At 60.4% G+C, this 16,443-nt stretch carries 11 protein-coding genes; 4 read left to right on the top strand and 7 right to left on the bottom strand.

Going from position 1 to position 16,443, the window contains the following annotated elements:
• Positions 1–133: 133 nt before the first annotated feature.
• From ASE04_RS24925 to ASE04_RS24895, 7 genes are all read right to left on the bottom strand, one after another.
• Positions 134–5,236: a RecQ family ATP-dependent DNA helicase gene (locus ASE04_RS24925; protein ID WP_056824350.1), complete on the bottom strand. Its 5,103-nt coding sequence runs from the start codon at positions 5,234–5,236 to the stop codon at positions 134–136.
• Between the two features lie 697 nt (positions 5,237–5,933).
• Positions 5,934–6,584 carry a flavin reductase family protein gene (locus ASE04_RS24920; RefSeq protein ID WP_056824347.1) on the bottom strand — a complete coding sequence of 217 codons (651 nt, stop codon included), beginning with the start codon at positions 6,582–6,584 and terminating at the stop codon, positions 5,934–5,936.
• Position 6,585: 1 nt separating this feature from the next.
• A complete protein-coding gene (locus tag ASE04_RS24915; RefSeq protein WP_056824344.1) occupies positions 6,586–8,010 on the bottom strand; it encodes a M24 family metallopeptidase in 1,425 nt (474 codons plus the stop codon).
• 34 nt (positions 8,011–8,044) lie between these two features.
• The gene (locus ASE04_RS24910) at positions 8,045–8,863 is read right to left on the bottom strand and encodes an ABC transporter permease (protein WP_056824341.1); all 819 of its coding nucleotides are present in this window, start codon (positions 8,861–8,863) and stop codon (positions 8,045–8,047) included.
• On the bottom strand, positions 8,856–9,683 hold the full coding sequence (locus tag ASE04_RS24905; protein WP_056824338.1) for an ABC transporter permease: 828 nt from the start codon (positions 9,681–9,683) through the stop codon (positions 8,856–8,858). Before ASE04_RS24905 ends, ASE04_RS24910 begins: the two co-directional genes overlap by 8 nt.
• A 10-nt stretch (positions 9,684–9,693) precedes the next feature.
• The gene (locus ASE04_RS24900) at positions 9,694–10,737 is read right to left on the bottom strand and encodes an ABC transporter substrate-binding protein (protein WP_056825721.1); all 1,044 of its coding nucleotides are present in this window, start codon (positions 10,735–10,737) and stop codon (positions 9,694–9,696) included.
• Between the two features lie 47 nt (positions 10,738–10,784).
• Complete coding sequence (locus ASE04_RS24895; protein ID WP_443216912.1) at positions 10,785–11,954, bottom strand: ABC transporter ATP-binding protein; 1,170 nt, start codon at positions 11,952–11,954, stop codon at positions 10,785–10,787.
• A gap of 518 nt (positions 11,955–12,472) precedes the next feature.
• On the opposite strand from ASE04_RS24895, the gene ASE04_RS24890 reads away from it, so the two are divergent.
• From ASE04_RS24890 to ASE04_RS24875, 4 genes are all read left to right on the top strand, one after another.
• Positions 12,473–13,402, top strand: coding sequence for an ABC transporter substrate-binding protein (locus ASE04_RS24890; protein ID WP_056824331.1), 930 nt, complete (start codon positions 12,473–12,475; stop codon positions 13,400–13,402).
• A 5-nt stretch (positions 13,403–13,407) separates the two neighbouring features.
• The gene (locus ASE04_RS24885) at positions 13,408–14,262 is read left to right on the top strand and encodes an amino acid ABC transporter permease (protein ID WP_056824328.1); all 855 of its coding nucleotides are present in this window, start codon (positions 13,408–13,410) and stop codon (positions 14,260–14,262) included.
• Positions 14,263–14,330: 68 nt separating this feature from the next.
• Positions 14,331–15,461, top strand: coding sequence for a sugar phosphate isomerase/epimerase family protein (locus ASE04_RS24880; protein ID WP_056824325.1), 1,131 nt, complete (start codon positions 14,331–14,333; stop codon positions 15,459–15,461).
• Positions 15,462–15,627: 166 nt separating this feature from the next.
• Positions 15,628–16,371, top strand: a complete 744-nt coding sequence (locus ASE04_RS24875; RefSeq protein WP_056824321.1) for a GntR family transcriptional regulator — start codon at positions 15,628–15,630, stop codon at positions 16,369–16,371.
• The last annotated feature ends 72 nt before the right edge of the window (positions 16,372–16,443 follow it).

The raw sequence follows: 16,443 nt of genomic DNA, 5'->3' as shown, positions 1-16,443 counted from the left end.
CCAGTAAAACGGAAATTATTGCCGCCAACTGGTGCTCAAAGCCCTCGTGACGGTGCGATGAAGCCACATCGCACAATTTCAAAATACTGAGCAAAGCTATCCGATCGGTCTGACGGTAGCGACGAGCAAACGATCAAAGAAACACAAGCTCCGGCACAACCGCCTCCCAAACATCGCGATGAAGGTGCACCCGAAACTCTTCCTTATTGTCGGCCTTGCGCCAGCGCACGATAGCGCCCACCTCGCCGCGAAGGAAATTTAGCCCCTCGGGAGGTGACCAGCTTTTGGCCATGCGTCCGAGAGTTTGTCCCCTTGCATCCTGCATTATCCAAGTCTGGCCATCGCGCGCGATCTGAAGCGGGTCACCTGCCTTTGCCGCCGAGATTGCGACAAGCGAGGGATGACCGAACTCCAGACGGCCAGCCCACGAGAGGTCCACGGTCTTGAGGTTCGGCATTTGGTATAGCGCAGCGGGAAAATCGGCGGCATTCGATATGGCTGGCGCGGCGCGGCGCAGCACATGCTCTTCGCCGTGCGGGACGAACGGATGCTGGCCTTCGGCAATGACGGTAAGGCTACGTCGCGCTCTGGTCATGGCGACATAGAAAAGCCGGCGCGGCGCATCGGAATCCTCGCCCTTAGAGGGCCGGTCCCAACCGCCATTCAGGATGACGACGTCGTCGAATTCCAAGCCCTTCGATCGATGCGCCGTCAGTAGCAGGAGTGCGCGCTGATCGCTGCGCGCATCGTGGGCCCACTCAGCGAACCACTCAACGAGGTCAGGTACGGGCATGCTCTTGTTCGCAAGCTCCTTGGCCAGCGCGGCGATGCCTTCGCCGATCAGATCCGTCCAGCGATTGGACTGTATCGCATTCAGCACGCCCACCAGATCACGCACGCCCAGCAGACGTATCGAATCGCGGCGCAGGACATCGATAAACTGCTGCATCTCACGCAAACGCCAGATGCTTGGTAGGCTCTCATTTGCCATCTCTACCGGAATGCCAAGCTTTTCGGCATAGGCGCGCACCGGGGCCAACCGCCGCCAGTCGCGAGCTATGACCGCCGCGCGCGACCAGCTCCACTCCGGATCCAGGCGTGATAGTCGGACGAGTTCATCAACCGCGGTCATCGCCTGCGCCACATCGCCGGACGGGCAGTCCAACACCTGCACCCTCCCATGGGCTACCGGATCGAGCGCCGCCATATCTCCTCCGGGCGGAGCCTTGATGCGTTTGCGATCTATGGCAATGTCATGGCCGGCTTTCATGCGGGCCACGGCTGGCGCTATGACTGCGTTGGCGGCGGTAATGATATGCCCAGTCGAGCGGTAGTTCTCGACAAGAAACATCGGTCGTGCGCTATAGTCGGCCTCGAACTGGCGGATGAAGCGGATGGAGGCCCCAGCGAAAGCGTAGATATTCTGATCATCATCGCCTACCGCAAACAGGCTGAGCCGAAGCTCCTTATCGTCCAGCGAGCGGCCTGCGACGGCCGAGATTAAAGCATATTCCTCGGGGCCAATGTCCTGATACTCGTCTACCAGGATCCAGCGGTAGCCTTGAATCAGCGTATCACGCTGCGCCTCTGCCTCCGGTTTGCTCAGTCCTTCCCCGTTCAACTGGCGCACTGCCTCCAGAACGATCCCGTCGAAGTCGTGGGACGTCTCGCTTGCAGTTCCGGCAAAGCTCGCGCCCACCAGTCGCATCGCAAGTGCGTGACAAGTGGATATGGTCACCGCAGCCGCATCATCGCCGATCAAATGCCGCAGCCGGATGCGTATCTCGGCAGCGGCATGACGGTTGTAGGTCAGCACGAGGATGCCGCGCGGGTCCTCACGGCGGACACGGATTAGGTAGGCGATGCGATGCACCAGAACGCGCGTCTTGCCCGAACCCGGTCCTGCAAGAACCAGGACGCTTGTTTGTTCGCGGTCGTCAGCGACAATCTCCTGCTGGACTGGATTCTTCAGCGCCTCTACGATCGTCTTCCAAGAGCTGCCAGTAGTCTGACGCCGGATCTCACCACCCTTGCCGGGCATCCAGCGGCGCAGAAAGGCGTCGCGCTCTAGCACAAAGTAATCCTCGGACAGCCGCAGCGCCTGCTCCATTGCGGCAAGGCCCTTTTCTGCATAGGCCGCCATCACATGGGTCTGAATGGTCTGCTCCGTGTAGTGATCCTCCAAGGGTGTGAAATCCTTTACGGTGAACTGGCCGCCCGAAGGGTTCAAATGAACCGTCATCGCCTGCCGGAAAATAGTCAGTCCCTTGCCGAGGGTCACAACCTCCTGCTCGTGCAGCCACAGGAGTGCGCGCTCCATCAGTCTTGTCATGTCCTGAATGCCGCTGCCGCGCAGCAGCGCGTCTCCTGTCAGGGTGGCGAGCAGGTCACCCATCGTGGTCTCGACCTGGATGTCCTTGCCGCGGCTACCCTTCGGCAACTTGCCCAGAAGGTGCCCTAGCAATCGTTCTGCCCCCTGCTGCCGCAGGATTGCTGTCTGTTCCAACGCCTGCCAAGACCGTTGCAGCGTGACCGTCAACGTGTTGCGCGAAGCCTTGCGGAGCCGCAGATTTCCCTTACCACCATCCTGATCGCGCCCGTCGCGGCCCATGCTACGCAAGAGCTTCTCCACGATGTCGGGCCGCACTGCGCTGTGCCCCTGATTGCGGAGCGCCTGGCAGGTTTCAGCCAGATGCAAGGGCATGTCTCCGGCGCCATCTGCATCGGGGGCAGCCTCCCGCATCAGGGCAATGAGCGCCGTTTCAAGTCGCGCGGCCTGCGTCAGGCGCTGCTGCGAATGACCGTCCACCGCAACATGGACAAATATCGTGACGACGACGTCATTGCGGGCAATCCCCAGCGCCTCGAGATCGGCCAGCGCCTTGTTCAGCATACCTTCTGTCAAACCGCTGATCCCGGCCAGCTCGTCGGTGGAAATGCCCTTATCGGGCGGCGCGTTCATCAAGTGGCGCGTGATATCCAGAAGCTGCTTGCGACGGGTGCCGGTGATCGCGGCTCTGGCCAGAATCGCCTCGGCTTCTTCCAGGTTGCGGATTCTGAGCGATGAGGGGAAGACCTGAACCTTGTTCTCCTCGCGGCTCAGCAGCGTGGCCTCCTCCAGCCATGACACCGCGGTCTTCACCCTGGTGTCGTCGGTGTTGGTGTCGCGCTCGAATTCCTGATCGCGTTCAGCTCGCACGACTTCGCCCGAGGTGGCGACGACGGTGCCGGTCTTTTTCGACCGCTCGTCAAGCCGCCGCAGGGCCTTCAGGATCGCACCGATTTCGTGCCGGGCCAGACGCGAGCGGGCCGAAAGCGAGAACTGGCGCTCGACATCCTCCTCAGTAAAGAGCAGCACGCAATTGGCATGGGCACGGTCACGGCCCGCCCGCCCCGCTTCCTGCAGATAGTTCTCCAGTGAGCCGGGAATGTCGCCATGGACCACCAATCGGATATCGGGCTTGTCGATCCCCATGCCGAAGGCATTGGTCGCAGCAATAATTCGCAGCTCGCCGACGCGAAATCGTTCCTGAATGTCACGCTTCTCCTCGGACGTCAGCCCAGCATGGAACCGTTCCGCCGACAGACCCTGCTGCTTGAGGAACTCGGCGACGCGCTGTGTCTCGTTGCGGGTGGCGCAATAGACCACGGCACCCGAAGCACCCTCCTGTGGTAGCTTGGTCTCGATCACATCGAGGATGTCCGCCAGCTTGGTGCCGCGCTGCGTCGGCCGGACCTCGAAGCTGAGATTGGTGCGCACTGCGCCACCGTCCAGCAGCAAAAGTTCGCGTCCAAGCCTTGATTTGAAATGCTCTCGGATGTCCCGCACCACTTCTGGCTTGGCGGTGGCGGTTAGGCAGAGCACCTGGGCAGGCGCTTCATCGCCCGAAGTTTCCTTGATGAAGCCGCTGACATAGCGGTAATCAGGCCGGAAATCGTGTCCCCATTTCGACACACAATGCGCTTCGTCCAGCACCCATAGCCCGATTTCACGCTGTGCCAGGACAGATCGCACCGAGTTGCTCCGCAACTGCTCGGGTGAGATCAGCAGCATTGCGGCCTCTCCCATGCGCACACGGTCCAGTGCATCCTGCCGTTCGGGCATCGAAAGCATGCCATTGACGGTCACGGCAGAGGATATCCCTGCCCGCGCCATGCCCTGCACCTGATCGGCCATCAATGCGACTAGCGGGGAGATCACCACCGTCAGCGCGCCGGTCTTGTCAAACTTCGAGAGGGCGGGGATCTGATAGCAGACCGATTTGCCGGTGCCGGTTGGTAGAATGCCGAGAACACTTGCCCCGCGCATCGTCTCATCGACGATCCGCTCCTGCAGGGGGCGTCCCATGTCATCTACTGGCTCGGCGCGGAAAGCATCGAACCCGAACCAGCGTGAGAGCGCGCGCACCGGGTCGTTCCTCTCGCTACACCAGGCGCAATCCGGACCATTGCAATTAGCGTCGCGCAGGTGCCGCACGATCAGTGCAGCCTCGCGAAACTGCGCCCGCACCCAGGGCGGCATGACGGAGTCTCCGCCCGCGACCAATATCCAGGACAAAGCATAGGCCATCGGCCAACCAAGCTGCGGGTTGGAAAGGCGATTCAGCGTCTGCTCGAGCCGCCTCTCGCAGGCGCGCCTCGCCAGAAGCCCGGAAATCGCCTTTTGTGCCGCAAGAGGATCGGGCGCGGGAACTCCGCGAACCTCCCGAAACGCCACGTCGAACCCACCTGAATTCTCCATCCTCGTAGCAAGGAAATGAAATGCTGCAACGGCATCAGGCTGGTCGGCGTTCTGCTGCGTCAAAGCCGCCAATTGATTGCGCAGCACCTGAAACACCAGTCGCGCATCCAGTTCAGGATTGTTGACATGACCCGCTTGCAGACGCCCGTCATGATAATGCTTGACCAGGTGGTGGTAGGGATTGCGCGGAAATGCGAGCGGATTGAGCCATAGAGTGTCTATCGGTGATCGAAGAACATTCGCCAGCCCAGGCCGCACCGCGAACAGATGAGGCAAGTCATGCCGAAGTATGTTGTGGCCGAGCAGATGCATGCCCCCGGTTGCTTCTGCTTCCAGGCGGTCGAGGGCTATCACGAGATTGCGTTTTTTTGCCAAGATCGGGGGACGAGCATCATCACGCACCGCCGCAAAAGCAAAGATGCTTGCGGTTGCAGGATCAACTTCCAGGTCGATCGAAACGCAACGCTGTAGAAAGAGTTGGAAAGGCTCAGCCATATGCAACAGATTTTATTCGCGTGATGAAACAATTAGCATCATGGTCGCGCGTTTGGCGAAAGGTCAACTTTCAACTTGTGCCATACATAAACTTTGCCGGATGGCCACCTATCCAACTCAGTTTTATGATGTAACCCTATACCTGCGGCCCAGGGCACACAGTACTTCGATGCCAAAAGGTGACGCGAAGGGCCGAGGACTCCGAAGGCTGGCTTTCAACCAGAGGATTGAGTGGACATCCGCTTTTAGTCCGGCAAGCGCCATGCCTCAAAGTCTGCGTTGAAGGCCCGAAACTGCCGGGCGCGTTATGGCCGCCTGACCACAAGCTTGAGGTCCGCAAGCGGAAATTATTACCGCTCGCTCCGTCCTGTTGACTGATGCCCAAAGCCAGGGCACAAAGGTGGCATCCACGGTCGCTCGCGGCAGGAAAACAGAGGGAATTTCAAGGCTTCTTCACTAAGTCATTGAAATCATGTGAGAATCCAAGGTCCCCAGGCACGCTGTTTTTGCCGCCGTCATAACCCGACTTTTTTGGCCCGGAACACACCTGAAAATGTCATAATTTTACAGATAGTTAGCGGCAAAAAAGAGAGCCGCTGTTCTGGGATCCCTCAGCGTCGAAAACGTCATTTATCGGCGCACAAAAGCTGGCTGGGGACCCGTTTGGCATTTAGGGACGCCCTTGTTTTACAGTCGCTCACTCTGCAGCCACTTTCTGGCCTTCCCACTCCTGAGGCGTCAGCGTCTTGATGTCGAACTGGTCGCGCGTACGGGCGTAGGTGTGGCCACCCATGCGGCCGACGGCATCCATCATTTGCTGGTCGATGTGGAGATTTGACGCATTAATTGCATCGCTGCGGACGAAGACGCCGACGACCTCGCCAAGGATGATCTCACGGGCGGGGCCGACTTGCAGGGTGGTGTGGCGGCGGCATTCCAAGGCTGCCGGGGCCGCAAGGATTCGCGGGCTGCGGACCATCTGTCCGGGCACGGTCGCGAGACCCGCCTCCTCCATCTCGTCGACCTCGGGGCCGAATTTGATGGCGCAGACCTCCATCTGGTCGACGAGGGCATTATCGCAGATGTGGACTGTGAACTCGCCAGTCTCCCGGATGTTGCGGGCGGTATCCTTGAAGCGCATGTCGGCGTAGTTCTCGACACCGATGGCGACGATGGCCGGATCGTGGGTGAGCACATTGAAAAAGCTGAAGGGGCCGGCGTTCGGCTGGCCGTCCTTGTTGACGGTCGTCACCAGCGCGATCGGCCGCGGGATCACGGTGCCGATCAGGATCTTGTAGCGCTCGCGCTCGTTGAGGTTGGAGAAGTCGAAATGGGTATGATCGTACATATCAGGCCTCGGCGGCGATGCGGTGGGTTTCAAGCGGGGTATGGCGGGAAAGGTTCTCGAAGCCATCCTTGGTGACGACATACATGTCGCCGACATTGCACCCGGCCGACAACGGTTCCAGCCATTGGGTATGGAGCACGAAGACCATCCCCTCCTCCATCCGGTCGTAATTGTGCGAGGAGATGTTGAAGCTGTTCTGACCACCCGCCATGCCGACGGAATGGCCAAGATTGGGGTTATGCGGCCCGTGGGTTGCCGGGTAGACGTGCATGAGTTTGCGGCCCTGCGCCTCCCAGTCGATGTTCTTCACATATTGGCGCGGGATGAGGCGGGCGCTGCCGTCGTCCATCGGCGCCCAGTTGTAGGGCATAGTCCTCGCCTCGAGCGAAGCCAGCATGCCGCGCTCGATCATCGGCTCAAAGGCTGCGTTGTTGACGTCACGCATCAGGGCACCGGGGCGGATCAGCTTTTCGGCCCGCTTGACGCCCTCAGTGCAGGCATCAAGCACCTCTTCCTGCCGTTTGGTGATCTCGCCGACCGCGATCATGCGCGCGGTCTGGGCGGTGTAGCCGCGATAGGTCACGTTGGAGACATATAGATTGATCAGGTCGCCCGGCCGTACGACGTGGCCGTAGGGTTTGCCGCAATGGGTGCCGAACTCGTTGATGCCAATCTGGTAACCATCGCCGGTCTCGCCGCCATAAGTGAGCTGCGCCTGCGTGAAGGCGGCGTAAATCTCATGGTCGGTCACACCGGGCTTGGCGACATGACAGGCCGCCTGCGTGGCGATGCTGATGAGCTGGGCTGCGGCGCGGAACATGGTGATCTCGCGCGGCGAGCGGACCTTCTGCATCCGGTCGAGAATGGCGTTGTCGGCGACGAATTTGGTCTTCGGCATCAATTCATCGAGCGCCGCCCAGAAGGTCAGCGACGTCCGATCGCCGATGCGGCCGATCTGGGCCTTGGCGAGCCCCATGCCCGCCAGGAGTTCGGCACATTTCTCCGCCGTCTTAACGACGCTGTCGCCCGGACGGTCGGCATATTCGCGGCCGATCGGACCGATCTGCCAGATGTCCTCGACCAGAACCGGCTCGCCGCCGGGTGGCAGTAGCACCGACTGGGTGAAGAAGGACAGAAGCGTCAACGGCTTGTCGCTGTCGGTCGGGATAATCAGCACACCCTCGCGCATCCAGTCGCAGATATAGCGCAGATAGTGATTTGAGGTATGGAACCAGCCGACGCCCCCAGTGTGGACGATCAGCGCATCGTGCCCGGCTTCCACAGCGTGACGGCGGATGCGGCGCAGGCGATCCTCGAACTCCTCGACCGGCAGCGGCAGAGGTGCATCGAAATCGAAGTCCGGCTGGAAATCGGCGAGCAGTGAACCGACGCGATAGGAGCCTGACTTGGTTGCGCTAGGGGTCATGGGTGTTTCCTTCCAGATTATTATTGGAGTTTGATCAGGCCTGCCGCGGCGCGAGAACGCGCCTTGCGACGAGCATGACGATCAGGGTGAGGCCGATGAGGATGCCCGAGATCGCGGCGACGCGAACGTCGAGTGACTCCTCGATCAGCGCGAACATCCGGAGCGGCAGGACCGTGGTCTCGGCATCCGCAAGGAAAAGCGAGATCGAGACATTGTCCAGCGACTGGATGAAGACGAGAAACGCGCCGGCGAGAATGCCCGGCATCAGCAGCGGCAGCGTCACACGGCGAAGCGTGGTGAACCAGGATGCGCCCATGACGGTCGATGCTTCCGCGAGCGAAGGATTGAGTCCTTGCGCGACGACGGAGGCCGCGCGGTACATCAGCGGGCCGAAGACCACGACATGGCCGGCAACGGTCAGCCAGAGCGACGGCTGGAAGCCGATGAAATTGGCGACGATCAGCGCCGCCAGACCGTAGACGAGGCTGGGCAGGACGAGTGGCGACAGAAGCAGAGGCTCGATGGCGCCGACGGTGCCCTTGCGCATCCGGCTCATGCCGATGGTGGCCGGCACCGCGAAGAGCAGCGATCCCAGAACCGCAAGGCCTGCGATCTTCAGCGAGTTGAAGGCAGCCGCATGTTCCGTCGCCGAGCGAACGGGATCGAGCAGCGCCTCGTACCAGCGAAGCGAGAAGCCCTCGGGGGGATATTTCAAAGTCTGACCCGAGGTGAAGGACATCATCAGGGCGATGACGATCGGCGCCACAAGATAGATCACGGCGAAGGTCCCGAAACCGAAGACGAAGAACTTGTAGAGCAGGCCTGGGATGGGGTTTTCGCGTCTGTTAGCCATGGCCGACAAGTCTCCTGTGACGGGAAATCATGGTCATTGCAACGAGCAGGCAACCGGTGGACAGCAACAGCACGACGGCGATCGCCGATGCCAGCGGCCAGTCGAACAGCGTGCCGACCTCGCGATAGATCAGTTGCGGAACATAGACATTGCGCGCACCGCCGATGACGGCCTGCGTGACGAACGAACTGCTGGTGCTGGCAAAGACCAGGATCCAGCCTGCCAGCAGACCCGGCAGCATCAGCGGGATGAGCACCGTGACGAAGATGCGCCAGGGACCGGCACCGGACACCTGCGCCGCCTCGGTATATTGAACCGGCGTGCGGGACAGGATGGCGACGAGAGGCAGGATGATTAGCGGTAGATCGATCTGGCACATGGCCATGACGAGACCTAGTTCGGTGAACATCAATGATATAGGTCGGCCGATGAGTCCGAGCCCGAGCAGTGATTCACTGATCGGCCCCTGCCGTCCGAGGATGACGATCCAGGCGAAGGTGCGCACTACATTGCTGGTCAGCATCGGAATGAGCGTCAGGAAGATGATGACCTGACGCGCCGTCCTGCCACTGTGCCAGTAAAGAAGCGCTATCGGGACGCCGAGCAGCGTGGTGGCCGCAACGGTTAGCAGACCGAGCCGTGCCGTGTTGAGGAGGACGCGGAAATTGAACGCGTCCCCGAAGAATCGGCCATAATTAGCCAGCGTGGCCCCGTTCGGCCCAGTGAAGCTGAAACCGACGAGAACGGCGAGCGGCGTAGCAAAGAACGCCACCGACAGCAACAGCATCGGGATAACGTATGGAAAACCGCCCGCCTTCATCGTGCTCTCCTCAGCCTGCGACGAGAGCGTCGAACTGGCGGATCCAGTCGGCGCGGTTCTTGTTGATGGCGACCCAGTCCGGATAGACCATGTTGCCAAGCTGCTCGCGCGTCACATAGGCCTCGATCTCAGGGGTGAGCGCGACGTCCTTGTTGGTCGGGAACATCTCGGTCGGCGGCAGCTTCAGCTTGTCCTGCGCAGCCTTCGAGATGGCGGCATCCATATAGGCGTAAGCGGCGTCGAGGTTCTTCGCGCCCTTAGTCAGGTGGATGTTGACAGGGGCTGCCGGCGCGCCGCTTTCCGGGGCGACATATTCAGCCTTGAGCCCCATTGACTTCAGGCGGGCGACGTTGCCGGTCGAGCACATAAACACGGCGATCTCGCCCTGCTGGAACAGGGTCATCTGGTGGTTGGTGCTGTCGACGACGCCCTTCAGTTGATCCGGATGCTCCTTGAACAGCTTGAAGACCGCATCCATGTCATCAGGGCCGGTGCCGAAGATCTTTGCCATCTCCGTATAAGCCATAACGGCTGTGTTCGAGCCGAAGCCGGTCCAGGAGACAAGGCCACTATAGGCCGGGTTTTCGAACAGGTCACGATAGCCCTTCGGGCGCGGCACGAGGTCGGGATTGTAGGCAATGCCGTTGACCTCGATGGTCACGGTGGGGCCGTATTCCCCCTGGAAGGCAGGATCCAGCATGTTCCAGTTCTTTAGACGGCTTGGATCGATCTTCTGGATGATGTCGTTCTCGATGGCGACTGCCATCTGGCCCGGCGACATCAGCAGCGTGTCGTAAGGCGGGTTGCCGGGGCTCGCCATGACCTTGGCGAGCTGATCCTGCGCCATCGACGGAGCGATGGTCAGGCCATAGCCGGCTTCCTTGACAAGCGGGCCCAGAACGCTGCGATAGCCGTCTTCCCAGTTGCCAGGAAAGGTCGCAGCGATTGCGGTTTCGCCCGCTGCAGCACGAGCCGCGAAGGGCATTGCGGAGGCTGTGGCGACGCCGGCAGCGAGAAGGCCGAAATGGCGGCGGGTCATTTTGAAGTCGTTCATGCTGTCACCTCTGTTGGTTGTTGTTGATGTCATTCCGTTTTTGGCATTCACTGGATGCTTTCCGGTTCGGCCGGAAATGCGTGACACCTGCGGGTGTCGATCTCTGCGAAAAGCTGGGCACCGATCTCGGGAATGGCGGTGCCGGGACCGCGAACCTCGGAGGCGCGCAGGCCCGTGCCGTCACCAAGAACGAGGTCGTGGATCAGCGTCGGGCCGAGCGGCACGGAAACAGTGACGCGCGCGGCGAGCGCATTCACGCCCGGCTGCGTCATCAGGCGGACCTCTTCGGGCCGGAAGGTGATGGTGACATCCGAGCCCGTGGTGAAGCTCAGGCGGCGTGGCAGGACGAGGCGTTCGCCGCTCTTCAGGGCGATGACCGTGCTGCCTTCGCCCAGTTCGGCAACGGCCCCCTGGAGAACGTTGGTCTGGCCGATGAAGGTGTTGACGAACAGGGTCCTCGGTCGGTCGTAGACGGCCATCGGTGTGTCGATCTGCTCGACATTGCCCTTGTTCATCAGCACCAGTCGGCTGGCGAGGCTCTGGGCCTCTTCCTGGTCATGGGTGACGATTAGGGTGGTGATTCCGAGCGTCTTCTGAAGATGGAGGAGTTCGACCTGCAGGTCGAAGCGCAGTGCCCGGTCAAGCGCGCCGAAGGGTTCGTCGAGAAGCAGCAGCGACGGGCGGCCCGCGAGGGCGCGAGCAACGGCGACACGCTGCTGCTGGCCTCCGGAGAGTTCGCGCGGCAGGCGGTTGCCATAGCCGTCGAGCCGGACAAGCGCGAGCATTTCGGCTACGCGTGCGTTTCGCTCTGCGCGCGGCACTTTTTGGCAAGCGAGCGGATAGGCGATGTTTTCTGCGACGGTCAGATGCGGGAAGAGCGCGTAGTTCTGGAAGACCATGCCGATACCGCGCGCACGGGCGGAGACATTGGCGAGGTCGTCGTTGCCGAGCACGATCCTGCCCGCTTTCGGCTGGATGAGGCCTGCGATCGCCCTCAGCACCGTCGACTTGCCACAGCCGCTCGGTCCCAGAAGTGCGACGATCTCGCCGGCCTCGACATCGAAGGAAATGTCGTTGACGGCATTCTGCCCGCCATAGCTATGGGTAACGCCCCGAACACTGAGCTGCTTGCGATCGGCAGTCTTTGCGATGTCCAGCATGTGGCTTCCCTGATCTTGCGTGGTGCAACGAGCGCTCCAACACCGGAGCATGTTCATGCAAAGGCAATTGCAAGGGCCGTGCCAGATTCAGAGGCCATTAAGCGGCGTAGATTCAAGTACCTGATTATAAGTCGGTTTTTATGATTTATAAAGTTTCGAAACTTTCTTATTATAAAGTTCCACCATTTTCTTCGGAATTTTATGTGTCTAAAATTTTACCATGCAGGTTCGATGTCGTGCAGAATTCTGCACATTTATCGACCGGATATCTGCAGTGTATGGCGAGAAACAGGCAATTTCGCCGGCCACGAGCCATCATGAAAAGAATAGGAATAAGGGAAAAGACGAGACTTAAGGCAGTTTCGCTCAGAAAATCGACGCAAGGGCGATTTTTTAATCACTCTTATTGCGAATAATTATGCGAAATAATATTCGAAACTTTATTCGGACAAATACGGAGGAAATTTAGCCGTTCATATTCAATTGCTTGATGCCTCGAAAACAAAACTGGCACGGTGATTGCTTGGGTATTCCTGAAAATTCACGCACAGCAAAAATCGAAAAAAGGGGATCCCATGAAAAACGTGCAGACAGTTCTGAAGACCGGCATCGCCACGGTACTCGTTAACCTCATGTCACTTTCCGCCCATGCAGCGGAGAGCGCGGCCGAGAAGATGGAAGCGGCTGACGTCAGCAAGCTCCCAGGCGTGGTGCTGACCCAAAAGCTGGCGGATGGTCTTCCCGCGTCCATCAAGGCATCGGGTGTTCTGAAGGTCGCGACGGATCTGACGCCGCCGATCAGCTTCCACGGTGACGACGGCAAGCTTGTCGGCATCGACGCCGATATCGCCGCGGCCCTCGGCGTCATCCTCGGGCTCAATGTCCAGATGACGGATGTCGGCGCCGGCGCCGCCATCGTTCCCGCAATCCTCTCCAAGCGCTTCGATATGACGATTTCCGGCATCAACGACGATGTCGAGCTGGAGAAGCAGGTCGATGTCATCGACTACATGTATGACGCCACCACGATCATGACGATCAAGGACAACCCGCTCGGCATCAAGAGCATGGAAGACCTCTGCGGCAAGAAGGTTGCGGTTCCGGTCGGCACCTTCCAGGGCAAGATGGTCGAGGCCGCCTCGGCAAAGTGCAAGACACCGATCGACATCATGGCGATCCCGAAGATGCCTGACGTGCTGCAGGCCGTGCGTACCGGCCGCGCCGACGCCACTGTAAACGGCTATGCGACCAGCGTCTACACGACCGAACATCAGACCGGCAACGGCAAGGGCCTGCAGGCGCTTCCCGAGATCCGGCTCGCCGTCGGCTACCTCGGCATGCTGATATCGAAGGACAATCCGGAGCTCCGCGGCACCGTCGTCGCCGCCCTGCAGCAGATAGTTGACAGCGGCGCCTACGAGACAATCATGAAGAAGTGGAGCCTCGGCCCACTCGCCGTCAAGACCGTCAAGGTCAACGACGCCGCCAGCATGCCCGCGGAGTGAATCCCATGACGCTGTTCACCACGCCGACAACGACAATGAGCCTGCCGCCACCGGCCGTGCGGTCGATCAAGTGGGGACAGTTTGCAACCGGTGCCAGCGCGATCCTCGCGCTGGTGCTTCTCGCAGCCACCGTGGCACAGAGCCAGAGTGTGCAATGGACGGAGATTCCGCGCTATCTCGTGAATCCCTCTATCCTGCGCGGCGTCCTGCTGACGCTGGAACTGACGGCCGGCGCCATGGTCTTCGGCATCGGCCTTGGCTGCCTTCTCGCCGTGATGGCAACATCGACGAACATCGTTCTGAAAGCGATTGCCGCAGGCTTCGTCTGTTGGTTTCGCGGCGTGCCGCTGATCGTTCAGATCTTCCTCTGGTTCAATATCGCGCTCTTCATTCCGCAGGTCGGGGTAGGACACTACAGTATCTCGATCAACGACCTCGTCACACCGGCGCTCGCGGGCTTCCTGGCGCTCGGGCTGCACGAAGCCGCCAACATGTCGGAGATCATCCGCAGCGGCCTTCTTGCCATCGACCGCGGGCAGCGGGAGGCGGCGACGGCACTCGGATTGAAGCCCCGGCAGACATTCCGCACCGTCATTCTGCCGCAGGCGGCGCGCCTCATCGTACCCCCAACCGGCAACCAGGCGATCGGCATGCTGAAGGCGAGCGCCATCGTCTCCGTCATCGGCATGCAGGACCTGCTGACGCAGGCTCAGGTCATCTACGCCCGCAACTTCCTGGTGATCGAACTGCTGTTCGTCGCCTCCATCTGGTACCTCGCGATCACCACGGTGGCGTCGATCGGCCAGCACTATCTCGAAAAGAGCCTTCAGCCCAAATACCGCATAGCGAAACGCGGCTGAGGACCGGTCAACAAAAAAGGGCGTCGCCAGAGCAGCGACGCCTGTCAGGAAACGACAAGGAGCACATCATGAAGCTTGGCATCGACAACATCAAACTGCCGGAATCGAAGAAGCGCGGCCCGCTCGGCAGCCTCGACCACGTCAAGGAACTCGGGCTTTCGGGCATCTTCTTCTCGACGGCGCTGGACATGAGCCCGACGCTCGACATGGGCGAGATGCGCGACATCAGGGCAAAGGCTGACGAACTCGGTCTCTACCTCGAAAGCGGCGTCGGCAAGATCAATCCTTATTGCAGCGCCGAGGAACCGGCGCTGAGAGCTGCCGGTGATGGCGACATCATCGCCGGCTTCACGCGGATGATCGAGGCGAGCGCCGCCATTGGCTGCTTCGAACTCTGGGTTGCCCCCGGAAACTTCAAATCGGAGTATCGCGGCCGGCTCGCCAACGACCGCTTCCGAACAGACATCACCTGGGAAGACCAACTCACCGGCATCGAGAAGGTTCTGCAGAAGCTTGCGCCGGTAGCCCGCGCGCATGGCGCGCACTTGAACATCGAGACGCATGACGAGATCACGTCCTTCGAGATCCTGCGGCTGATCGAGAAGGTCGGCGCGGATTGCGTTGGTGCCGTCTTCGACACCGCAAATGGACTGCAGCGCGCCGAGCATCCGGTCTTTGCGGCCAAGCGCCTAGCCCCCTTCGTCCGCCAGACGCATATCAAGGACGCCTATGTCGGCCGCGCGCCCGGCGGCCTCGACTTCCAGACCCGCCCCGTCGGCGGCGGTATCGTCGATTTCGAGACGATCCTGCCAATCCTTGCCGAAACGAACCCCACGCTCAACCTCTCGCTGGAGGTGGCGGCTTCCGTCGCCGACAAACCGCGCAAGGCAAACCCGCGCCAGTGCATCCTGATCGACGATCCCATCTGGCGCGCGGGCCATCCCGACCTCACAGCCGAAGAGCTCGACGCTTACATGGCGCTGGTGAATGCCTACGAACAGCGTGTGGCATCCGGCGAGGTCCCTAACTGGGAGGCCTATGAATCCAGCCAGTACGGCTATCCAAGCTACGAACACCAGTCCTACGGCTTCAATGAAGCAATCGCGTTCATCAAGCAGTCGGCGCGTCACATCGAGACGATCTGCAAAGACAAAGGCATCGCGCTGAATTCGGCAACAGCGGACAAGAAGGCAGCATGATCGGCTGAAATGACGGCGGCTTCGGCCGCCCGATATCATCAGCTTATGGTGGAAACATCAAATTGCGCACAAACATTCTTATGGAAAAAATTACGGCGCACCGATATCGGATATGTCACGACTTCCGGTGTGAACCGGCGGCGGCTGCAAAACCCGGAGAGGAATGATGAAGAAGACGCGTCGTCAAAGCCTGAAACCGTCCACAACCTCCAACGGGGCGACGGACACCGTTGACAACGACGACGTTTCCGAACGCATCCGCAACACGCTGGCGGCGGCGATCGGCGAAGGCGCCCTCAAGCCGGGGACCAAGATTCTCGAAGAAGCGATCGCCGAGCATTTCGGGGTCAGCCGAACCGTCGTTCGCGGCGCGCTTGGCGTGCTGGAGAGCGACCACCTTCTCGAACGCAAGAAAAACCGCGGCACCTTCGTCGCCGAGCCGAGCATCGAGCAAGCCAAGAGCTTGTTCGAGGCGCGGCGGAAGCTGGAGCGACTGCTTCTCGAACTCGTCATCATGCGCGCAACCTCGGAGCAGCTTGATGCGCTGGACAGGCTGACGGACGAGGAGGAACACATCCACCATCACGGCGACGAAAAGTCGAAAACGGTACTATCAGGAAAGTTCCACATCGTCCTCGCCGATCTCGCAGGCAATCCCGTGCTGACGGAAATGCTCTCCAAGATCGTCGCCCGCCTCTCCCTCGTCATGTCGCTCTACGAAGAAGACCGCAAGGACGACTGTGGTGCCGACCATCACCGTATGATCGTTACAGCGCTGAAGGCGAAGGATCTCACCAAGGCACAGGATCTAATGGATCACCATCTGGCGGACATCGAGGGGCGGGTGAGGCTGACCGAGGGACAAGGCGATCGGCACAAGTTCCTCGCAGTACTGGAGAACTTTTCCTGAGTTACTGCAACGAGGTCAGAAGCGGAAATTATTGCCGCTGGGTCCTCCTTTTGACTGAGGCCCAAAGCCGGG

It is taken from the genome of Rhizobium sp. Root708 (genome assembly GCF_001429725.1).
GTDB lineage: Bacteria > Pseudomonadota > Alphaproteobacteria > Rhizobiales > Rhizobiaceae > Rhizobium.
Note: the sequence above shows the minus strand (reverse complement) of the source record. Positions and strands in the feature narration are given on the sequence as shown.

Coding starts and splice junctions, on each gene's coding strand:
- ASE04_RS24925 (WP_056824350.1), bottom strand. CDS start 5,236: ATGGCTGAGCCTTTCCAACTCTTTCTACAGCGTTGCGTTTCGATCGAC.
- ASE04_RS24920 (WP_056824347.1), bottom strand. CDS start 6,584: ATGTACGATCATACCCATTTCGACTTCTCCAACCTCAACGAGCGCGAG.
- ASE04_RS24915 (WP_056824344.1), bottom strand. CDS start 8,010: ATGACCCCTAGCGCAACCAAGTCAGGCTCCTATCGCGTCGGTTCACTG.
- ASE04_RS24910 (WP_056824341.1), bottom strand. CDS start 8,863: ATGGCTAACAGACGCGAAAACCCCATCCCAGGCCTGCTCTACAAGTTC.
- ASE04_RS24905 (WP_056824338.1), bottom strand. CDS start 9,683: ATGAAGGCGGGCGGTTTTCCATACGTTATCCCGATGCTGTTGCTGTCG.
- ASE04_RS24900 (WP_056825721.1), bottom strand. CDS start 10,737: ATGAACGACTTCAAAATGACCCGCCGCCATTTCGGCCTTCTCGCTGCC.
- ASE04_RS24895 (WP_443216912.1), bottom strand. CDS start 11,954: ATGAACATGCTCCGGTGTTGGAGCGCTCGTTGCACCACGCAAGATCAG.
- ASE04_RS24890 (WP_056824331.1), top strand. CDS start 12,473: ATGAAAAACGTGCAGACAGTTCTGAAGACCGGCATCGCCACGGTACTC.
- ASE04_RS24885 (WP_056824328.1), top strand. CDS start 13,408: ATGACGCTGTTCACCACGCCGACAACGACAATGAGCCTGCCGCCACCG.
- ASE04_RS24880 (WP_056824325.1), top strand. CDS start 14,331: ATGAAGCTTGGCATCGACAACATCAAACTGCCGGAATCGAAGAAGCGC.
- ASE04_RS24875 (WP_056824321.1), top strand. CDS start 15,628: ATGAAGAAGACGCGTCGTCAAAGCCTGAAACCGTCCACAACCTCCAAC.